We start from the raw sequence: 16,792 nt of genomic DNA on the forward strand, positions 1-16,792 counted from the left end.
TTTATCCTTTCAGCAGCTCTACCCTCTCAAGGGCAACTGCCAAATCTAGAGCGCCGCCAGTTCTTTTGGCAAGGCATAGGCCCATTGTGTGATGTTGCCAGCCCCAAGAAAGATCACAAAGTCGCCCGGCTTGGCGATATCAGCGATCAACGGAGCAATTTCCTGCGAGCCATTGATGTAGCGCGCGTCTCTGTGCGCTGCTGTCTTGATCCGCGAAACCAATGTTTCCGATGTAACGCCCTCGATAGGATCTTCGCCAGCGGTATAAACCGGAGCGACGATAACTGTATCGGCATCGTTGAAGCATGAGGCAAATTCATCGAACAAACTGGCAAGCCGTGTGAAACGATGCGGCTGGACAATAGCGATAACGCGGCCCTTGGCGGAATCGCGTGCGGCTTTCAGCACCGCTTTGATTTCGACCGGATGGTGACCATAATCGTCGAAAATGTCGACGCCATTCCAGGAACCGGTATGCGTGAAGCGCCGTTTTACACCGCCGAATGATGACAGGCCCTTTTTAATATCAGCCGATGAAATGCCCAGTTCATGTGCCACAGCAATAGCCGCCGTGGCGTTTGATACATTGTGCCTGCCCGGCATCGGCAAATGTAGTCCCGTGATCTCGGTTACTTCGCCGGTCTTGCGTTTGGCGATATGCACATCGAAACGTGAACTCGCGCCGTCGACAACCAGATTGACAAAACGCACATCGGCCTGTGGATTTTCACCATAGGTGATAACGCGCCGGTCCTCGATACGCGAGACGAGAGACTGAACTTCCGGATGGTCAAGACACATGACGCCGAAGCCATAAAACGGAACATTTTCAACAAATTGGCGAAATGCTTCACGCACCCGATCGAATGTGCCGTAATGATCAAGATGTTCTGGATCGATATTAGTGACAACTGCAATGTCTGCCGGCAATTTCAGGAATGTGCCATCGCTTTCATCAGCCTCGACGACCATCCAGTCGCCAGCACCCATGCGCGCATTAGTACCATAGGCGTTGATGATACCACCATTGATCACCGTTGGATCGAGCTTGCCGGCATCAAGCAGCGTTGCCACCATTGAAGTTGTAGTCGTCTTGCCATGGGTGCCGCCGATAGCTACGGCCTGACGGAACCGCATCAACTCGGCCAGCATCTCTGCACGGCGGACAATCGGCAATAATTTCTCGCGCGCCGCCATGAGTTCAGGATTGGATTTTTTGATAGCTGTCGAAACCACGACGACTTCTGCATCGCCGATATTGGGCGCTGCGTGACCGATGAATATCTCTATGCCCTTCTCACGCAAACGCTGCACATTGGCACTATCAGACTGATCGGACCCCTGGACCTTATAGCCAAGGTTATGCAGCACTTCGGCAATGCCACTCATGCCGATACCACCGATACCGATAAAATGGACCAGACCTATATTGAGCGGCATCTTCATGGACGCACTCCTTTTTTGAATTCTTCGACGCTTTGGCCGGTTGCAATAGCCTCTGCGAGATCGCCAAGCAACCTTGCCGCGTCCGGTTTGCCTGTTGAACGTGCCTTTTCGGCAATAAATGCCAGACGCGTCGGCTCGTTCATGGCGCTTGTCAGGATCGCTGCAATACGCTCCGGCGAAAGATCCGACTGCTTGATGACATCAGCTCCGCCTGCCGCCTGCAGCGCAGCCGCGTTGGCGGCTTGATCGTGATCGAGCGCGTGCGGGAATGGCACCAGGATGGCTGGCCGCCCGATAGCGGCGATTTCGGAAACAGTGGAAGCACCAGACCGGGACAGAACAAAGTGCGATTCTGATATGCGGCGTGCCATATCGGTGAAAAACACCGCCACATCAGCCTTGATCCCCGCCTGCTGATAGGCGGCGCGAAGCTGTGTCTCATCTTCCGGGCGGGCCTGCTGGGTCAAGACAAGGCGAGCCCGCAAATCCGGCGCAAGCAAACTTATAGCTGCCGGTATCGCCGTCGAAAAATACTGGGCACCTTGGCTGCCACCAAAAACCAGAAAGTGAAATGGCTGATGTGCCTGCGATGCCTTGTACGGCTTGCCTACCTCCGCGAGCACGGCAGGGCGCACAGGATTTCCAGTAACAATTGTCTTGCTTGAAAAAGCCCCACCGTGATCGGGCAGGAACCCTCCGGCGATGGCATTGACGCGCGTGGCAAGCGCTTTGTTGGCACGGCCCATCACGGCATTTTGCTCATGAATGAGCGTCGGAATTTTCAGCGCGGTTGCAGCGTAAAGTGGCGGCAATGTCGGATAGCCACCAAAACCGGCAACAAGCTTGGGCTTTAAAGAGCGAAACAATCTGCGGGAATCAAGGTTGCCAAGCCAAAGCTTCCAGAATGTTTGCGCCAAAGCGACCGGGTTTCGCCCGCCAATTGTCGCGGAACGAACAACATGAATCTGACTTGCCGGAAAGTGGCCGGTAAAACGCTGCGCACGGTCATCAGTGGCAAGATGAATATCCCAACCTCTTTCGATCAGATCGTGAGCTAGCGATTCAGCCGGAAAAAGATGGCCGCCGGTACCACCGGCGGCAAGAAAAATAACTCCCTTAGTCATTGGCTATCCTGCACCCATCATGGCAGGTCTCTGCGAATTTCCCAAAGTTGCGGAGCGGCGCCCCTCTGGCCTGCGCCTGGTCAAAGCCAGCAATAATCCGGTCGAGATCGCCACGGAGATAAGCGAAGAACCGCCATAGGAGATAAATGGCAGCGTCATACCCTTGGCAGGCATAAGATGCAGATTGACCGAAATATTGATGATGGACTGAAAACCAAACAGGATCACCAGCCCGGACACAGCAAGACGTGTAAAGTCATCACGCTCCTTCAAGGCTATCGACAGACCGCGAATAACGATGAAAGCGAAAATCAAAACGATCAAGAGACAGAGCGCGATTCCATATTCTTCGGCAGTCACCGAGAAAATGAAGTCGGTGTGACTGTCCGGAATGATACGCTTGATGGTTCCTTCACCTGGGCCCTGGCCGAGCCAGCCGCCGCGGATGATGGCTTCACGTCCGGCATCAACCTGAAACGTGTCGCCCTCGCCCGTCATGAAGCGGTCAATACGGCCGGCAACGTGCGGAAAAACCGTATAAGCGCCAAAGAACCCGGCCACACCAAGACCGCCCAAAGCAATGATCCATATCCACGGAACACCAGCCATGAAGAACATGGCACCCCATGTACCCGCAGTCAGGATCGTTTGACCAAGATCGGGCTGAGCAATCAGCAAGGCAGCAACAACGCCGAACAGAACCATCGAAAAGAAATTGCCAGGGATATCCTTGCGGCGTTCGTTTTCGGCAAAAAGCCAGGCACAAACGATCACAAATGCCGGTTTCATGAACTCGGACGGCTGCACCGATATGCCCGCGAGCGAAATCCAGCGGCGTGCGCCTTTGACTTCAATGCCGAAAAACAGGGCAAGCACCATGGCAAATATCGCACCGGCGAGCAGGATGATCGCAAATCGCCTAATCGTTCTTGGCGCCATAAACGATACCGCAAACATGACGATCACAGCCGGAACCATGAACATGGACTGGTGCTTGACGAAATAAAAGCTCTCAAGCCCGATGCGTTCGGCAACAGCGGGACTTGCGGCAAAAGACAACAAAATGCCAAGGCCCATCAGGCTCAGACATGCAGCCAGAAGAAAGCGATCAATCGTCCACCACCACTCAGCAACGGGACCACGGTCAATACGACTTACCATTACAGACCCCCAATAGGTGATGCGCCCTGAAGCGCAAGAACGGCAGAGCGGAAAGCTTCACCGCGTTTTTCAAAATTCTGAAACTGATCGAAGCTGGCGCAGGCAGGAGACAGCAGAACCACAGGCTCGCCGGCTTCGTCTTTGCTTGCGTCCAATGCAGCATGTCGAACGGCAACGTCAATTGTACCGGAAATCTCATAAGGTGCGGTATCACCAAGGGTTGCCGCGAATTGCGGGGCAGCTTCGCCGATGAGATAGGCTTTAGCGATACGCGGAAAGAAACCCGACAGCGAAGCGATGCCGCCTTCTTTAGGCAGCCCACCAGCGATCCAGTAAATACGTGGAAAGGAAGACAATGCAGGCGCTGCAGCTTCGGCATTTGTCGCCTTGGAGTCGTTGACGAAGAGTGTCGAGCCTAGCTTGGCAACCTGCTCCATGCGATGAGCAAGACCAGGAAACGTTCTCAGACCAGCATTGATCTCTTCAGCCGACAGACCAGCCGCACGGCACGCGGCAAAAGCTGCAAGAGCATTTTGCGCATTGTGCTCGCCGCGCAGCGACCCTATCCCTTCAAGCGAAGCAATTGCCGTCGTCACACCGTCATGGGCATGGAACAACTGGCTTCCTTCAGCAAAATAACCTTCCGCTATGGGCATACGCTTGGAAAGCCGCGCGACACGTTTTCCAGCGCGTTCCAGCCGGTCGGCAATTGCAGCGCAAAAACTGTCATCAACGCCAATAATCGCAGTTTGGCTTCCCGCCACCAGTCTTTCCTTGATCTCGGCATAGTGCTGCATGGTGCCGTGGCGATCCAGATGATCCGGTGTAAGGTTCAATAAAATACCCGCAGTCGGATTGATCGAAGGCGCCAGATCGATCTGGTATGAAGAACATTCAACCACATAGATACGCCCGTTTTCCGGTTGATCCAGCGTCATGATTGCTGTGCCAATATTGCCGCCAAGTTGCACGTCGCGACCCGATGATTTGATGATGTGGGCGATAAGAGCAGTAGTAGTGGATTTCCCATTCGTGCCGGTGATGGCGATAAACGGTATCTCCGCACCCGGGCTATCTGCGAGGACAAGATTACGCTCCCGCACGAATAATTCTATGTCACCGATAATCTCGACCCCGGTTGCCCGCGCAAGATCAACGCTCCAATGCGGACGCGGATGGGTCAATGGGACCCCTGGGGACAAGACAAAAGAGGAAAACTGTTTCCAATCGACATTACGCAAATCAGAGGTTGTAACGCCTGCGGCTTGGGCGCGCATTACGCTGTCAGGATTATCGTCCCACGCAATAACCCTCGCACCACCAGCAATAATGGCTTGGGCCGTTGCAATGCCCGAACCGCCGAGCCCAAAGAGCGCGACGGTTTTGTCCTTCATGGAGTGGGCAGATATCATACTTGCAGCCCTACCTCAGTTTCAGAGTTGAAAGACCGATGAGCGCGAGGATCACGGCAATAATCCAGAAACGGATCACGACCTGACTTTCGGTCCAGCCCTTCTTTTCAAAATGGTGATGGATCGGCGCCATAAGGAAAACCCGCTTTCCCGTCATTTTGAACGAGGCAACCTGGATGATCACGGACATGGCTTCCATGACGAAAACGCCGCCGATAATGGCAAGCACGATCTCGTGCTTGGTAGCGACAGCGACAGCGCCGATCAATCCGCCAAGGGCCAGCGAACCTGTATCACCCATGAAAATCGCAGCAGGCGGCGCGTTGAACCAGAGGAAGCCGAGCCCCGCTCCGATTACAGAACCGAGCACTACGGCGAGTTCACCCGTGCCGGGAGTGAAGTGAATCTGCAGATAGTCCGCGAAAATCGCGTTACCCGCCAGATAGGCAATGACGCCGAAGGAGGCAGCAGCAATCATGACCGGGACTGTTGCCAGACCATCAAGACCGTCGGTGAAATTCACTGCATTGCCCGCGCCAACCATGACGAAGGCTGCAAACGGAACGAAGAAAATTCCAAGGTTGAGTATAAACTCTTTGGCGAAAGGAAATGTGAGTGACGAGGAGAAAGGCTCCTGCCCTGCCCACATGATCGTCAGACCGGCAATGGCTGCAATAAGGAATTCGATGCCAAGACGCGCGCGGGCGGAAAAACCCTTGGACGCCTGCTTGCTGACCTTCAGATAATCATCATAGAAGCCGATTGCACCGAAACCCAAGGCGACGAGCAGCACAACCCATACATAAATATTGGACCAGTTGGCCCAGAGTAATGATGAAATGATAATGCCCGTCATAATCATCAGTCCGCCCATTGTTGGCGTACCGGCCTTCTTGAAGTGGGTCTGTGGGCCATCTGCGCGTATTGGCTGGCCGCGACCTTGACGGACGCGCAAGGAATCAATGATCCGTGGCCCGAAAAGGAAAACAATGAGCGCGGAGGTAATCAGCGCCCCGCCGGTCCTGAACGTGATATAACGAAACACGTTGAGAAACTGTAGCTGTTCCGCCAGGCCGGCAAGATAATAAAGCATTGATTAGTGCCCTTTCCCCATCCCCCGCAGGCTCACTCGGCAGGAGCGAGAGGTTCGGCGGTGTTATATTTCTGCAAGAGCGTTTTGACGATCTGGGAGAAGCCGGTCCCCTTGGACGACTTGATCATGATCACGTCACCAGCTCTGATCGTATTCAGCAATTGCGGTTGCAACTCTTCCACGCTCTGCCTGTATTCGGCACGAATTTCAACCGGCATGGCTGCTTTCAGCGCCGCCATCTCCGGTCCGCCGAGAAAAACCATGTTGATATTGTTTGCCGCAATAACTGACGATAGCTCGGCATGCAGCCTGGGCGATTGTTTTCCCAGTTCCAGCATATCGCCTAGAACGGCAATACGGCGCCCTTTGCCTGTCGGGGTTGCAGACGCGAGAAGTTCGACAGCTGCGCGCATTGATGCGGGATTTGCATTATAGCTCTCGTCAATTAGCGTAAATGTGCCCTTTGCGATCTCAAGCGTGTGTCTCTCACCACGTCCGCTTTCAGCGCGAAGCGATGAAAGCGCCAAGGCAACTTTGGCCATATCAGCGCCTGTGAGATGTGCAGCACCGAGCACCGCCAGAACGTTCTGAACGATGTGGCGGCCAGGTGCGCCAACTTTTGCGACAACCTCTTCGCCGGCAAGCCGCGCAGTCATGCACGAACAGGCGTCGTGCAGTTTGAGCTTCATCAGCCGATAATCAGCCCTGGCATTCTCACCAAAGGATTTGATGTGCTCGACACCGGCTTCAAGCGCAAGTTTCTCCAGAAACTTGTAGTGCTTGTCGTCGCGATTGAGCAAAGCATAGCCACCGGGCAGCAGGCCCTCAAAAATTTCCGCCTTGGCTGTCGCAATCTCCTGAAGGTTTTTGAAATGGCCAAGATGTGCCGGAGCAATCAATGTAATGATCGCCACGTGTGGGCGCACCATTTTAACCAGCGGACGAATCTCATCGGCATGGTTCATTCCGATTTCGAAGACGCCGTAATCCGTGTCCTGCGGCATGCGTGCAAGCGTCAGGGGCACGCCCCAATGATTATTAAACGATGCAACCGAGGCATGAACCTTACCGACTTCGGAAAGAACGTGACGCAGTGCTTCTTTTGTTGTCGTCTTGCCGACGGAGCCAGTTACCGCAATAATCTGTGCGTGAGAGCGCTCGCGCGAGGCAATGCCAAGCCGCGTCATGGCGGCCAAAACATCGTCCACAACAATCATAGGAGCTTTCAGCTTGCCAAGAGCAGGCAATTTGGCCTCTGCAACGACCAAAAGCGCCGCACCCGCTGCAATTGCGGCGGTGGCATAGTCATGACCATCCAAGGCGTCGCCTTTGATTGCGAAAAACGCCTCGCCATCGCGCAATGTCCGCGTATCGATGGAAATGCCGGTGATGCCCTCCGGAAGTTTACCGACCGGCCTGCCATTCATGGCGGCGATCATGGCATCGGAAGACCATAGAAGACTCATATACCGCCCTCCTGTGGTATACGGTCTTTCAATGCCTGAGCTACTTCAACGTGGTCCGAAAATGGCAGCACGACGTCGCCGACAGTCTGGCCTTCTTCATGACCTTTTCCCGCAACGATCAAGGTGTCGCCCGACTTCATCATTGCAACGGCTTCGCGGATAGCTTCGCGCCGGTCGCCGATCTCGCGGGCTCCGGGAGCAGCCGCGAGAATTTCGGCGCGTATGGTTGCGGGCACTTCAGAGCGTGGATTGTCGTCCGTAACGATAACGACATCTGCTAACCGCGTAGCGATTTCGCCCATCATCGGACGCTTGCCCTTGTCACGATCACCACCGCAACCAAAGACCACGATAACGCGGCCAGTCGTAAATGGGCGCACTGACGTCAGTACATTTTCAAGCGCATCAGGCTTGTGCGCATAATCAACATAGGCGGGCGCGCCTTCTTCCGTCGCCCCCACCAGATCAAGCCGTCCCGGAGCGCCCTTGAGGCGCTCAAGGCCACGCATCGCCGCTGCTGCCGGAACGCCCGTTGCGATGGCAAGACCCGCAGCAACGAGCCCATTGGCGACCTGGAAATCACCAGCGAGCGGCAATGTTATTTCATAAATCTCGCCCGCAATATGCACTTCAACGTGCTGGCGGAAACGTTCATGTTCAACCCGCTTCAGCGATATGAATTCGCCCTTGCGACCGACAGTCAATACTTTGCAGCCAGCTTCCGCCGCTGCGGCGATTGTCGCCTTGGAAAAAGGATCGTCGGCAAAAATGACCGCGGGCGCATCTTTCGGCAGGAGTTCTGTGAAAAGCCGCAGCTTGGCCGCGTGATATTCTTCGACCGTGGGGTGGTAATCCATATGATCCCGGCCGAGATTGGTGAACGCACCGGCTGTGAGCTTTACACCGTCAAGACGGCGCTGATCGAGACCGTGAGATGACGCTTCCATAGCCGCATGGGTAACGCCTTCCTCCACAAGTTCACTCAACAGCTTGTGGAGTTCAACCGGATCCGGCGTTGTCAGAGAACCATAATCATCGCGTGTCGGCGAGATGACGCCTGTAGTGCCAATGCTGGCGGATGCGAAACCTGCCTGCGCCCAGATCTGCCGCGTAAAGGAGGCAACAGAGGTTTTCCCGCTCGTCCCGGTGATAGCGACCATCACATCAGGCTGGCTTCCATAAAAACTCGCCGCGGCAAGCGCCAGTGTACGGCGCGGATCGTCAACATAAATGATCGGCGCACCAATATTTCCAAGCTTGGCGCCACTCGACGCGATGATAACCGACGCGCCTCTTTTTACAGCATCCTGAGCATAGGCTATCCCGTCAGCCTTTACCCCTTTGAGGGCGGCAAAAACGTATCCCTTCTGAACCTGTCGGGAGTCCGATGTCAGACCAGTGATGGCTCTTTCCCCAAATTCGGAGATTGCCAAGGCAGGGATGCCGTTCAATTCTTTCAATTTCATGGCCGGACCGGAACCTGTTCTTTCCCATGAGTTCGGTTGAAAAACGCCTCTTATTGATTCGTTTTCCGAGTGTTATTGGTTAAAGTTCACCATCATTGGAGCAGATATTTGTTCTTCGTTGAAATCCGGCTGCACGCCCAAGAAAGAGGCTGAACGGCGGATGATTTCCTGAACCATAGGCGCTGCATTGAAACCGGCAGTAGCGCCGATTTTACCTGCCTCGGCCTTCGGCTCGTCTACAATCGTCAACACCACATATTCAGGCTTATCGATCGGAAATGCGGCGACAAACGCGTTGAACCTGACATCCTTGGAGTACCGTCCATTGACGACTTTTTCCGCTGTCCCGGTTTTACCGCCAACGCGATAGCCAGGCACCGTTGCGCGATTACCCGAACCACCGGAACCTTTTTCAGCATTCAGGCGATACAGATAACGCATATCTTCGCTGGTCTTTTCGCTCACGACCTGTTTGGCGACTTTATTGGCTTCTTCCATGGTACGCGGCAGGAATGTCGGAGGCATCAGGCGACCGCCATTCATGAGAGCAGCCGCTCCAACCGCAGTCTGCAAGGGTGTCGTCGCCATACCATGACCGAATGCGATAGTGATGGAATGCACTTTCTTCCAGACTTTTGGCTCCATTGGCCGGGCCACTTCCGGCAGCTCTGTCACCATACGGTCAAGGAGGCCCATGCGGTGCAGGAACTCACGATGACCGTCAATGCCAACAACATCGGCCTCTTTTGCCGACCCGATATTGGATGAGTAAATGAACACTTCAGGCAGGGTAAGAACCCGGCCCTTGCCATGGAAATCCCGGATCGTCTGGCGGCCAATAGTGATCGGGCGGCGCGCGTCGAATGTGCTTTGCAAATTGACCTTGCCGGAATCCAGCGCCATTGCCGTGGTAAAGCTTTTGATTGTCGAACCCATCTCAAAGGCACCGGCAGACATGCGGTTAAGCCGGTCTTTTTCCAGAGCATTATATGGATTATTCGGGTCAAAATCCGGGGCCGATGCCATGGCTAGAACTTCGCCAGTCTTGACGTTCAATACGACTGCACCAGCGGCGATGGCGCTATATTTCTGCATGGCCTGAACAACCACATCGCGCACCACATGCTGCACACGCAGATCAATCGAAAGCCTGACGGGCTCAAGCGACCGGCTGTCTGCAAGTCCTGCGTCCCGCAGATCCGACAGGCCATGTTCGTCGATATATTTCTCCATACCGGCAATGCCCTGATTGTCGATATTTACGAGACCGAGAATATGCGAAGCGGTAGGACCACCTGGATAGAACCGTGCCTTCTCCGTGCGAAAACCGATGCCAGGTATGCCCAGAGCCATGATCTGGCTCTTTTGCTGTGGCGTCAGGCCACGTTTCAACCAGGCAAATCCTGCCTTGCTTTTCAGCCGGCTGTAGGTCTGCTCGAAATTGAGATCAGGAAGCACTGTCGAAAGCAGCTCAATGGCTTCATCAGGGTCAATGATCTTCTTCGGTTCAGCATAAAGCGAATTCGTCTTGATATCGGTTGCCAAGACTTCGCCATTTCGATCAAGAATATCCGGTCGCGCAGCCAGCACCGTACCAGTTGGGCCATTATATCCGGTCGTATCTTCCTGAATCCCGTAATAGATCAGTCTTCCGCCGATGACGCTATATATGCCTATGAAGCAAGCAATGGCCATGACAACACGGTTGCGCGCGCGATTGCCTGATTTCTTCTTTTTTGCATCCACGGCAAAGGCCGGTGCAGTTCCAGACTCCAGATCGATCTTCTTCCGCTTGATCCAAACAGCAGCCATTATTGTGCAGCTCCTTTTGGTGCGGGATTAGCCTTTTTTGCCACGCTGCCGGTCAACGTAGAATCCGGCTTCAAGTCCTTGGCGCTGGCTTCGGTGATGATGTCTGCGACAGAGTCAAAAACAACCGGCTTTGGTTGGGGCAGATCATTGATGTCTATAATCTGATTGGCTTCAACGAGTTGAAGATCAAGCTGACCCTGGAAGGTCTCTATCAGTTTTTGCAAACGGTTTGGCTGGGTGAGCAAACTCCAATCAGCCTTCAAGAGATCAATCGTATCGTTCTCATCCGAGATCATGCGCTCAAGCTTCGTCACTTGATTCATCTGCTTCTCGGCGTCGTGCTTGATCTTATAGGTTATCGACGCCGCCGCTATCATCAACCCGATCAAAATGATGTCGAAGGTACGCAGCACTGGTCAACTCCCCATTTTCTTCTGAGACTGGGTTTCATGAAATATGGGCAGATTAGGCAAACCATAAATCGCATGATCTTCGACAAGCGGCGCACTATCCGTGCGGATGCCTGCGCGAAGCTTGGCGGAACGTGCCCGCGGATTGCGCGCCGCCTCCGCCTCTGTCGGCGCAACGATCCCCTTGCCAACCGGGGTAAATGTGGCGCGGCGCTGCTCGACCTGCGGCAAATGACGCGAGCCGCCGCCTGCGCCTGAACGATCTGCAAAGAAGCGTTTAACGATGCGATCTTCAAGCGAATGGAATGTTACAACAACGAGCCGTCCGCCGGGCTTCAACACACGTTCAGCCGCGTGCAATGCGCGCACCAATTCGCCGAGCTCATCATTCACAAAAATACGCAGCGCCTGAAAGACACGCGTCGCCGGATGAATCGGAACTTTCGGATTTCGACCAACCAGAGCTTCGATTGCATTGGCCAGATCGCGGGTACGATGAAACGGCTCCGTCGCACGCCGCTTGTCGATCATACGGGCGATACGGCCCGCGTTACGCTCTTCGCCAAGAAAATTGAAAATGCGCGCGAGGTCGCCAATTTTGAGACGATTGACCACGTCAGCAGCACTCGGACCCGAACTCGACATGCGCATATCGAGTGGTCCATCTTTTTGGAAAGAAAAGCCACGCTCGGCTTCGTCAATTTGCATGGACGAAACACCGATATCAAGAACAATGCCATCGGGAGCACCCAGAAGAGCAACCTGATCCAGCGTCGAAAAGGTGCCTTGAACGAGGGTCAGCCTTCCCGCGTAGTCTTTTTCCAGGGCACGGCCAGCTTCGATCGCAGAGGGATCGCGATCAATTGCCGTTACGTCAGCGCCCGTTTCAAGAATACGCTTGGTGTAACCACCAGCTCCAAAGGTTCCATCGATAATTCGCTGGCCTTTTTCCGGCTGCAAGGCAGCAATGACTTCATCAAGCAGAACCGGGACATGACGATCATCTGCGTTTTTTGAGCCATTATCCGCGTCAGAACCGGTCATCAATTCGCCTCCAGACGGCGTTTTTCCGCGAGCCGGGCCCGAACTGTTTTGCGATGCGCTTCGAATTGATCCGGCTGCCACATTTGAAAATGCGTATTCGCCCCCGCAAAGGTCACATCTGTGGAGATGCCCGTATGTTCCCGCAGGAAATCCGTCACCGTAATCCGCCCATCTGCGTCCAATTTGAGGAAGCCGCCGTCCGCGTGAAGATAAAACGACATATCGTCCGCTGTCTCCGCAAACGGATCTTCGCTTTCCAGCTTTTTGTCGAATCGGGTCAACAGTTCCGGTCCGCCCACATCCAGAGCAGGAAGATGAAGAGAGCGCAGGGCATAAAGCTCCGTATGACCGGCGGACTGCACAATCAGACGAAACTGAGCCGGAACGGAAACCCGCCCCTTTGCGTCGATCCTGTTCGTCATATGCCCGAGGAACCGGTTCAAAGCTTAATCCCGCCGTTCTGACCTCAAGGGTCTCTGATCGTTCTGCCCCTGCCTCTCCCTGCAACCGAGGAGACAGAATCTCATAAGCGCGCGTCGAAACTCCGGCGAAATGCCGGCCCTGCATGGCAAGATCCAATGTCGGGAAACACCGTGTCGACTGAACGCTACTGATGAAATCAATCGATATCATGGGGCACTATGGGCGTCAATGGGATTAGAGTACACAGGATGGAAGTAGCTGGCAAAACCAAGCACACTTCCGGCGATTCTGAATTTATCCATCATTAAGCTTAATGAAGCGTTAGGAATCGCAAACCAGTCCCCTCCCTTACGGGGAGAATGATAAATAATCGCAGAGTTTAAAGTGCCAGCTGGCCTGTAAGCCGGGTTCTGTATGGCCGGATTTGCATCCGGCGCGGCAGCCATTCATCTTGGACGGATGTTGCCATCCGCCTCCTGCAACCTACCCGGACGACTGACCCGGAAACTGATCGCCTGACTTTCGTCAGGCACGCCGTCCCTATTCGGTTTTGCTCCCGGTGGGGTTTGCCTTGCCGCCCCTGTTACCAGTTGCGCGGTGGGCTCTTACCCCACCCTTTCACCCTTACCCCGTCATTCCTTGTGTCCCATCCATTATAGACGCGGCACAACGAAAGACGGGGCGGTTTCCTTTCTGTGGCACTTTCCCTAGGGTCGCCCCCGCCGGACGTTATCCGGCACCGTGTTTCCCTGGAGCCCGGACTTTCCTCACATGCCGCCTTTCGGCTTATGACATGCGCGGCTGCCCGGCCAGCTGGCGCCCGTATAAATGCCTATCTTCCAGAAAAGGCAAATGAAAAAAGGCTGGATAGTCATCCAGCCTTCCTCAAAGCAACAAGCGAATGCTTAGTTGGCCGCCATTTGCAGTTTGACCTTGGCACAATAATTGGCCGAAATCGGATTCATCCGGGTGGCGCCGTGCCCTGCATTATAGCGCAGGATCGTGCCGCAAGTCGTGCCATTGCCAAGCTTATGGGCTCCGGCAAGATACTTCATACCCCAACGAATATTCGTATCGGGATTATAGAGCGCCTGACGGCTACCTGTGTAGCCCAAGCCCTTTGCCGTCGAATATTTGATCTGCATCAAACCAACCTCACCAGCACGGCCAGTCATGTCAGCCCGGTAGTTGCTTTCCACGCGGACGACCGCATGAGCAAGTGCAATCGGAACACCGTAAGACGCTGCGTAAGAAGAGATGATGCTGGAATATTTGGTCGAACCACCAGCAGAGGCGGCAGATGCAATGCTGCCGGTTGTCATTGTATCAATGCGGCTGTTTACCGTCGTGGTCTTGAAACGGGCTTTTGCCTGAACGACCGGACGCTTGGAACCAGAAATCTTTTTTGAGATACGCTGAGTTTTTACTGCAGCCTTTTTACCGGATGAAACCTTGGCACTTACCTTCTTGCCCTGGCTCTTTCCATCAACCTTCTTTGCAGTTTTTTCGGTCGTTTTTTTCTTGTCGGCTTCAACACGCTTTGCCTTCAGATAATCTGCCAGGTTTGTCGGCTGGGCCTCGACCGGTTTACTGAATGCTGAATTTGAACCAAACAAAGCCACCGCCCCAACAAGGGCGCAAATCATACCAAATCTATTTGTCATCGTTTTCCGTTTAATTTCTTGGGCCGCACGAAAGATGCGCGCCGGGAACGTTCCGAGCCCAAAAATCCAAAATGGGCTGCCCGAAACACTGGGCTAGGATGTGACGGCCCAATGCAGCCGAATATTGATACATCAAATAACTTTGTGTAACCCATTGTAATATATATGCTGCATCGCACAATTTCCCTCAGAAAAGGCTTTAACGTTCAATACGTTATGCTGACAATGCCGGGAGTGCAGAAAGTAGCTTGTGCAGCGTTTCAATGGTTGACATGTCCGCGACTCCGTCCACTTTTGCCGGCCGAAAATGGCGCTGGAAGGCCAAAACACTCAATTCGGTCGCATTTCCGAAGACCCCATCAATAGGTACGCCGTAGCCATAAAGAGCCAGCATGGACTGCAAAGCCTCCACTGGCTGCCCTTGATCACCAGCAGAAAAGAACCGACCACCGCGCACCGGAGCCGGATCGACCCAATGCCCCACGCCGGAATTAAATAGCACTGGCCAAGGGAATTTCTCGCCGGGATCGATCTTGCGTGCAGGTGCGACATCTGAATGAGCAAGGACATTTTCAGGGCGAATTCCATTGCGCGAGATTATGCCTTTGCAGAGGTCGATAACCGCGTCGATCTGTTCGCCCGGAAACACCGGGAATCCAAGTAGCGGGCCGCCATTGACGATTTCAATCCCGATTGAGCAAGAATTAATATCCGTTTCGCCCTTCCACGAGCCCTTTCCGGCATGCCAAGCGCGCTCACTTTCGGAAACCAATTGCACGATCCTGCCGTCTTCATGCACGACATAATGCGCGGAAACTTCGCTTTCCGGGTTTGCCAGCCAGTTTTCGGCAGCTTCGCCCGTCTCCATGCCAGTATAATGCAGGATAAGAATATGCGGGCGCTTGCCATCCTTGCGGGGACCGAAATTTGGCGACGCGTGAACTGCCACGTTTAAATGATCGGGCTTAAACGCGTTCATATGCCTTCAGGTCTTTTTCGACTTGTTCCCAAGCCGCATTGATAGCCGCTATACGTTGATTGGCGATAGCTATGAATTCTTCCGGCACACCTCGGGCAATCAACATATCCGGATGGTTTTCTCTAACCAGCGCGCGATACTGCTTGCGCGCAGTCTCAAAATTTACATTCCGCGCCAGACCCAAGACCAGATATGGGTCTGCCTGTCCACGCCCGACATGCCGCGCAAGGACACGGTCAAACTTTTCCTCATCAAGGGCAAAGATTTCCGCAACCGTGCCGAGAAATGTCAATTCCTTGTCGTGCAATGCGCCATCGGCCTTGGCAATATGGAAAAGCCCATCAAGAACATCTTCCAGCATTTGACAGTTCCGGTGACCGGAACCGCAAAGTGAAGCCAACTGCGTTGCGTAGGCCTCGTAACCCGCGACATCCTGCTTTGCCAGATTATATAATCTGGTGACTTGGTCCTGATACTGCTCAGGCACATGAAAAATGTCGTGGAACGCATTAACCTCGGCTTGCGATACAATGCCATCTGCCTTGGCCATTTTGGCCGACAAGGCAATCATTGCTATCGAAAACGCAACGCGTCGCCGCGTTTCGGGATCGCCTTCAAATGCGGTACGTACAGCCTCGATAATGCTGGAGAATGCATCGACTGCTGTGGTGGTGATGAAATCGCTGATGCGGCGCCAAATAGACATGGCTCTATTTTATTCAAAGTTTTTCGCAATTGCGAGAGAGATAATTATGCATCAAAACTGTTTGACATAGATGGGCGCAGGTACGGCAAACATGAGGCCTGCCGGACCTGCCAATTGAATTTTATTGAACGCCAAGCGCGTCCTTGATGGCTTTTTCAGCTGCGTCGGCAGCGGCTTTAACCTGATCGGCTGTTTGTCCCGCCGCTTTTGCGGCTTCTTCAGCTGCCTTGCGGGCGGTTTCGACGGCAGCCTGCTTTTGCTCAGCAGTCATGGTTGCAGCCTGCTCTTTAATGGTCTTCATCGCGTCTTGAGCAGTCATTGGCTTTGCTGGTTCAACCGCTGTTGGAGCCGGCGCCGGTGCTGGAGCTGGTGCTTCAGTTGTAGCAGGTGGCGTTTCGGTCTTCTGCTCGCTTTCACCGCAGCCAGCCAAAGCAAACAACGATACAGCTGCCAACGCGATAACAAATTTATTCTTCATGTGTTTTAATCCTCTCCTAGGTACTCAAGTGGCCCCTCGAATCCACTCTATCTGAAATAAGGCGGAATGGAGTTCTATTTTCATTTTCATTCAACTCTTATGTGGATA

General features: G+C 53.9%; 15 protein-coding genes and 1 other RNA gene. All 16 read right to left on the reverse strand.

Annotated features, from left to right (window positions below):
* Positions 1-45 precede the first annotated feature (45 nt).
* Positions 46-1,446, reverse strand: coding sequence for a UDP-N-acetylmuramate--L-alanine ligase (gene murC / locus QFZ34_RS07560; RefSeq protein WP_307279189.1), 1,401 nt, complete (start codon positions 1,444-1,446; stop codon positions 46-48).
* Positions 1,443-2,570 carry an undecaprenyldiphospho-muramoylpentapeptide beta-N-acetylglucosaminyltransferase gene (murG, locus tag QFZ34_RS07565; protein ID WP_307279192.1) on the reverse strand — a complete coding sequence of 376 codons (1,128 nt, stop codon included), beginning with the start codon at positions 2,568-2,570 and terminating at the stop codon, positions 1,443-1,445. The genes murC and murG overlap by 4 nt, the downstream gene beginning before the upstream one ends.
* A gap of 3 nt (positions 2,571-2,573) precedes the next feature.
* Complete coding sequence (ftsW, locus tag QFZ34_RS07570; RefSeq protein ID WP_307279196.1) at positions 2,574-3,731, reverse strand: putative lipid II flippase FtsW; 1,158 nt, start codon at positions 3,729-3,731, stop codon at positions 2,574-2,576.
* Complete coding sequence (gene murD / locus QFZ34_RS07575) at positions 3,731-5,143, reverse strand: UDP-N-acetylmuramoyl-L-alanine--D-glutamate ligase (protein WP_307279203.1); 1,413 nt, start codon at positions 5,141-5,143, stop codon at positions 3,731-3,733. Before murD ends, ftsW begins: the two co-directional genes overlap by 1 nt.
* Positions 5,144-5,153: 10 nt before the next feature.
* Entirely contained in the window at positions 5,154-6,236 is a 1,083-nt protein-coding gene (mraY, locus tag QFZ34_RS07580) for a phospho-N-acetylmuramoyl-pentapeptide-transferase (protein ID WP_115052545.1), read from the reverse strand.
* 32 nt (positions 6,237-6,268) lie between these two features.
* Complete coding sequence (locus tag QFZ34_RS07585; RefSeq protein ID WP_307279209.1) at positions 6,269-7,702, reverse strand: UDP-N-acetylmuramoylalanyl-D-glutamyl-2,6-diaminopimelate--D-alanyl-D-alanine ligase; 1,434 nt, start codon at positions 7,700-7,702, stop codon at positions 6,269-6,271.
* Complete coding sequence (locus QFZ34_RS07590; protein ID WP_307279210.1) at positions 7,699-9,168, reverse strand: UDP-N-acetylmuramoyl-L-alanyl-D-glutamate--2,6-diaminopimelate ligase; 1,470 nt, start codon at positions 9,166-9,168, stop codon at positions 7,699-7,701. The genes QFZ34_RS07585 and QFZ34_RS07590 overlap by 4 nt, the downstream gene beginning before the upstream one ends.
* 72 nt (positions 9,169-9,240) lie before the next feature.
* Positions 9,241-10,980 (reverse strand): peptidoglycan D,D-transpeptidase FtsI family protein, encoded by a 1,740-nt coding sequence (locus tag QFZ34_RS07595; protein ID WP_115052542.1) that lies wholly within the window; start codon positions 10,978-10,980, stop codon positions 9,241-9,243.
* A complete protein-coding gene (gene ftsL, locus QFZ34_RS07600; protein ID WP_115052541.1) occupies positions 10,980-11,393 on the reverse strand; it encodes a cell division protein FtsL in 414 nt (137 codons plus the stop codon). Before ftsL ends, QFZ34_RS07595 begins: the two co-directional genes overlap by 1 nt.
* 3 nt (positions 11,394-11,396) lie before the next feature.
* On the reverse strand, positions 11,397-12,434 hold the full coding sequence (rsmH, locus tag QFZ34_RS07605; RefSeq protein WP_307279216.1) for a 16S rRNA (cytosine(1402)-N(4))-methyltransferase RsmH: 1,038 nt from the start codon (positions 12,432-12,434) through the stop codon (positions 11,397-11,399).
* Complete coding sequence (gene mraZ, locus QFZ34_RS07610) at positions 12,434-12,877, reverse strand: division/cell wall cluster transcriptional repressor MraZ (protein ID WP_115052539.1); 444 nt, start codon at positions 12,875-12,877, stop codon at positions 12,434-12,436. Before mraZ ends, rsmH begins: the two co-directional genes overlap by 1 nt.
* A 363-nt stretch (positions 12,878-13,240) precedes the next feature.
* An RNA gene (gene rnpB, locus QFZ34_RS07615) (RNase P RNA component class A) lies at positions 13,241-13,674 on the reverse strand.
* Between the two features lie 88 nt (positions 13,675-13,762).
* Entirely contained in the window at positions 13,763-14,521 is a 759-nt protein-coding gene (locus QFZ34_RS07620; RefSeq protein ID WP_307279221.1) for a lytic transglycosylase domain-containing protein, read from the reverse strand.
* Positions 14,522-14,735: 214 nt separating this feature from the next.
* Entirely contained in the window at positions 14,736-15,500 is a 765-nt protein-coding gene (locus tag QFZ34_RS07625; protein ID WP_115052537.1) for an N-acetylmuramoyl-L-alanine amidase, read from the reverse strand.
* Entirely contained in the window at positions 15,487-16,206 is a 720-nt protein-coding gene (locus QFZ34_RS07630; protein WP_115052536.1) for a J domain-containing protein, read from the reverse strand. Before QFZ34_RS07630 ends, QFZ34_RS07625 begins: the two co-directional genes overlap by 14 nt.
* Before the next feature lie 121 nt (positions 16,207-16,327).
* On the reverse strand, positions 16,328-16,684 hold the full coding sequence (locus QFZ34_RS07635) for an antifreeze protein (RefSeq protein WP_115052535.1): 357 nt from the start codon (positions 16,682-16,684) through the stop codon (positions 16,328-16,330).
* Positions 16,685-16,792: the final 108 nt, after the last annotated feature.

The organism is Phyllobacterium ifriqiyense, assembly GCF_030817885.1.
Classification (GTDB): Bacteria; Pseudomonadota; Alphaproteobacteria; order Rhizobiales; family Rhizobiaceae; genus Phyllobacterium; species Phyllobacterium ifriqiyense.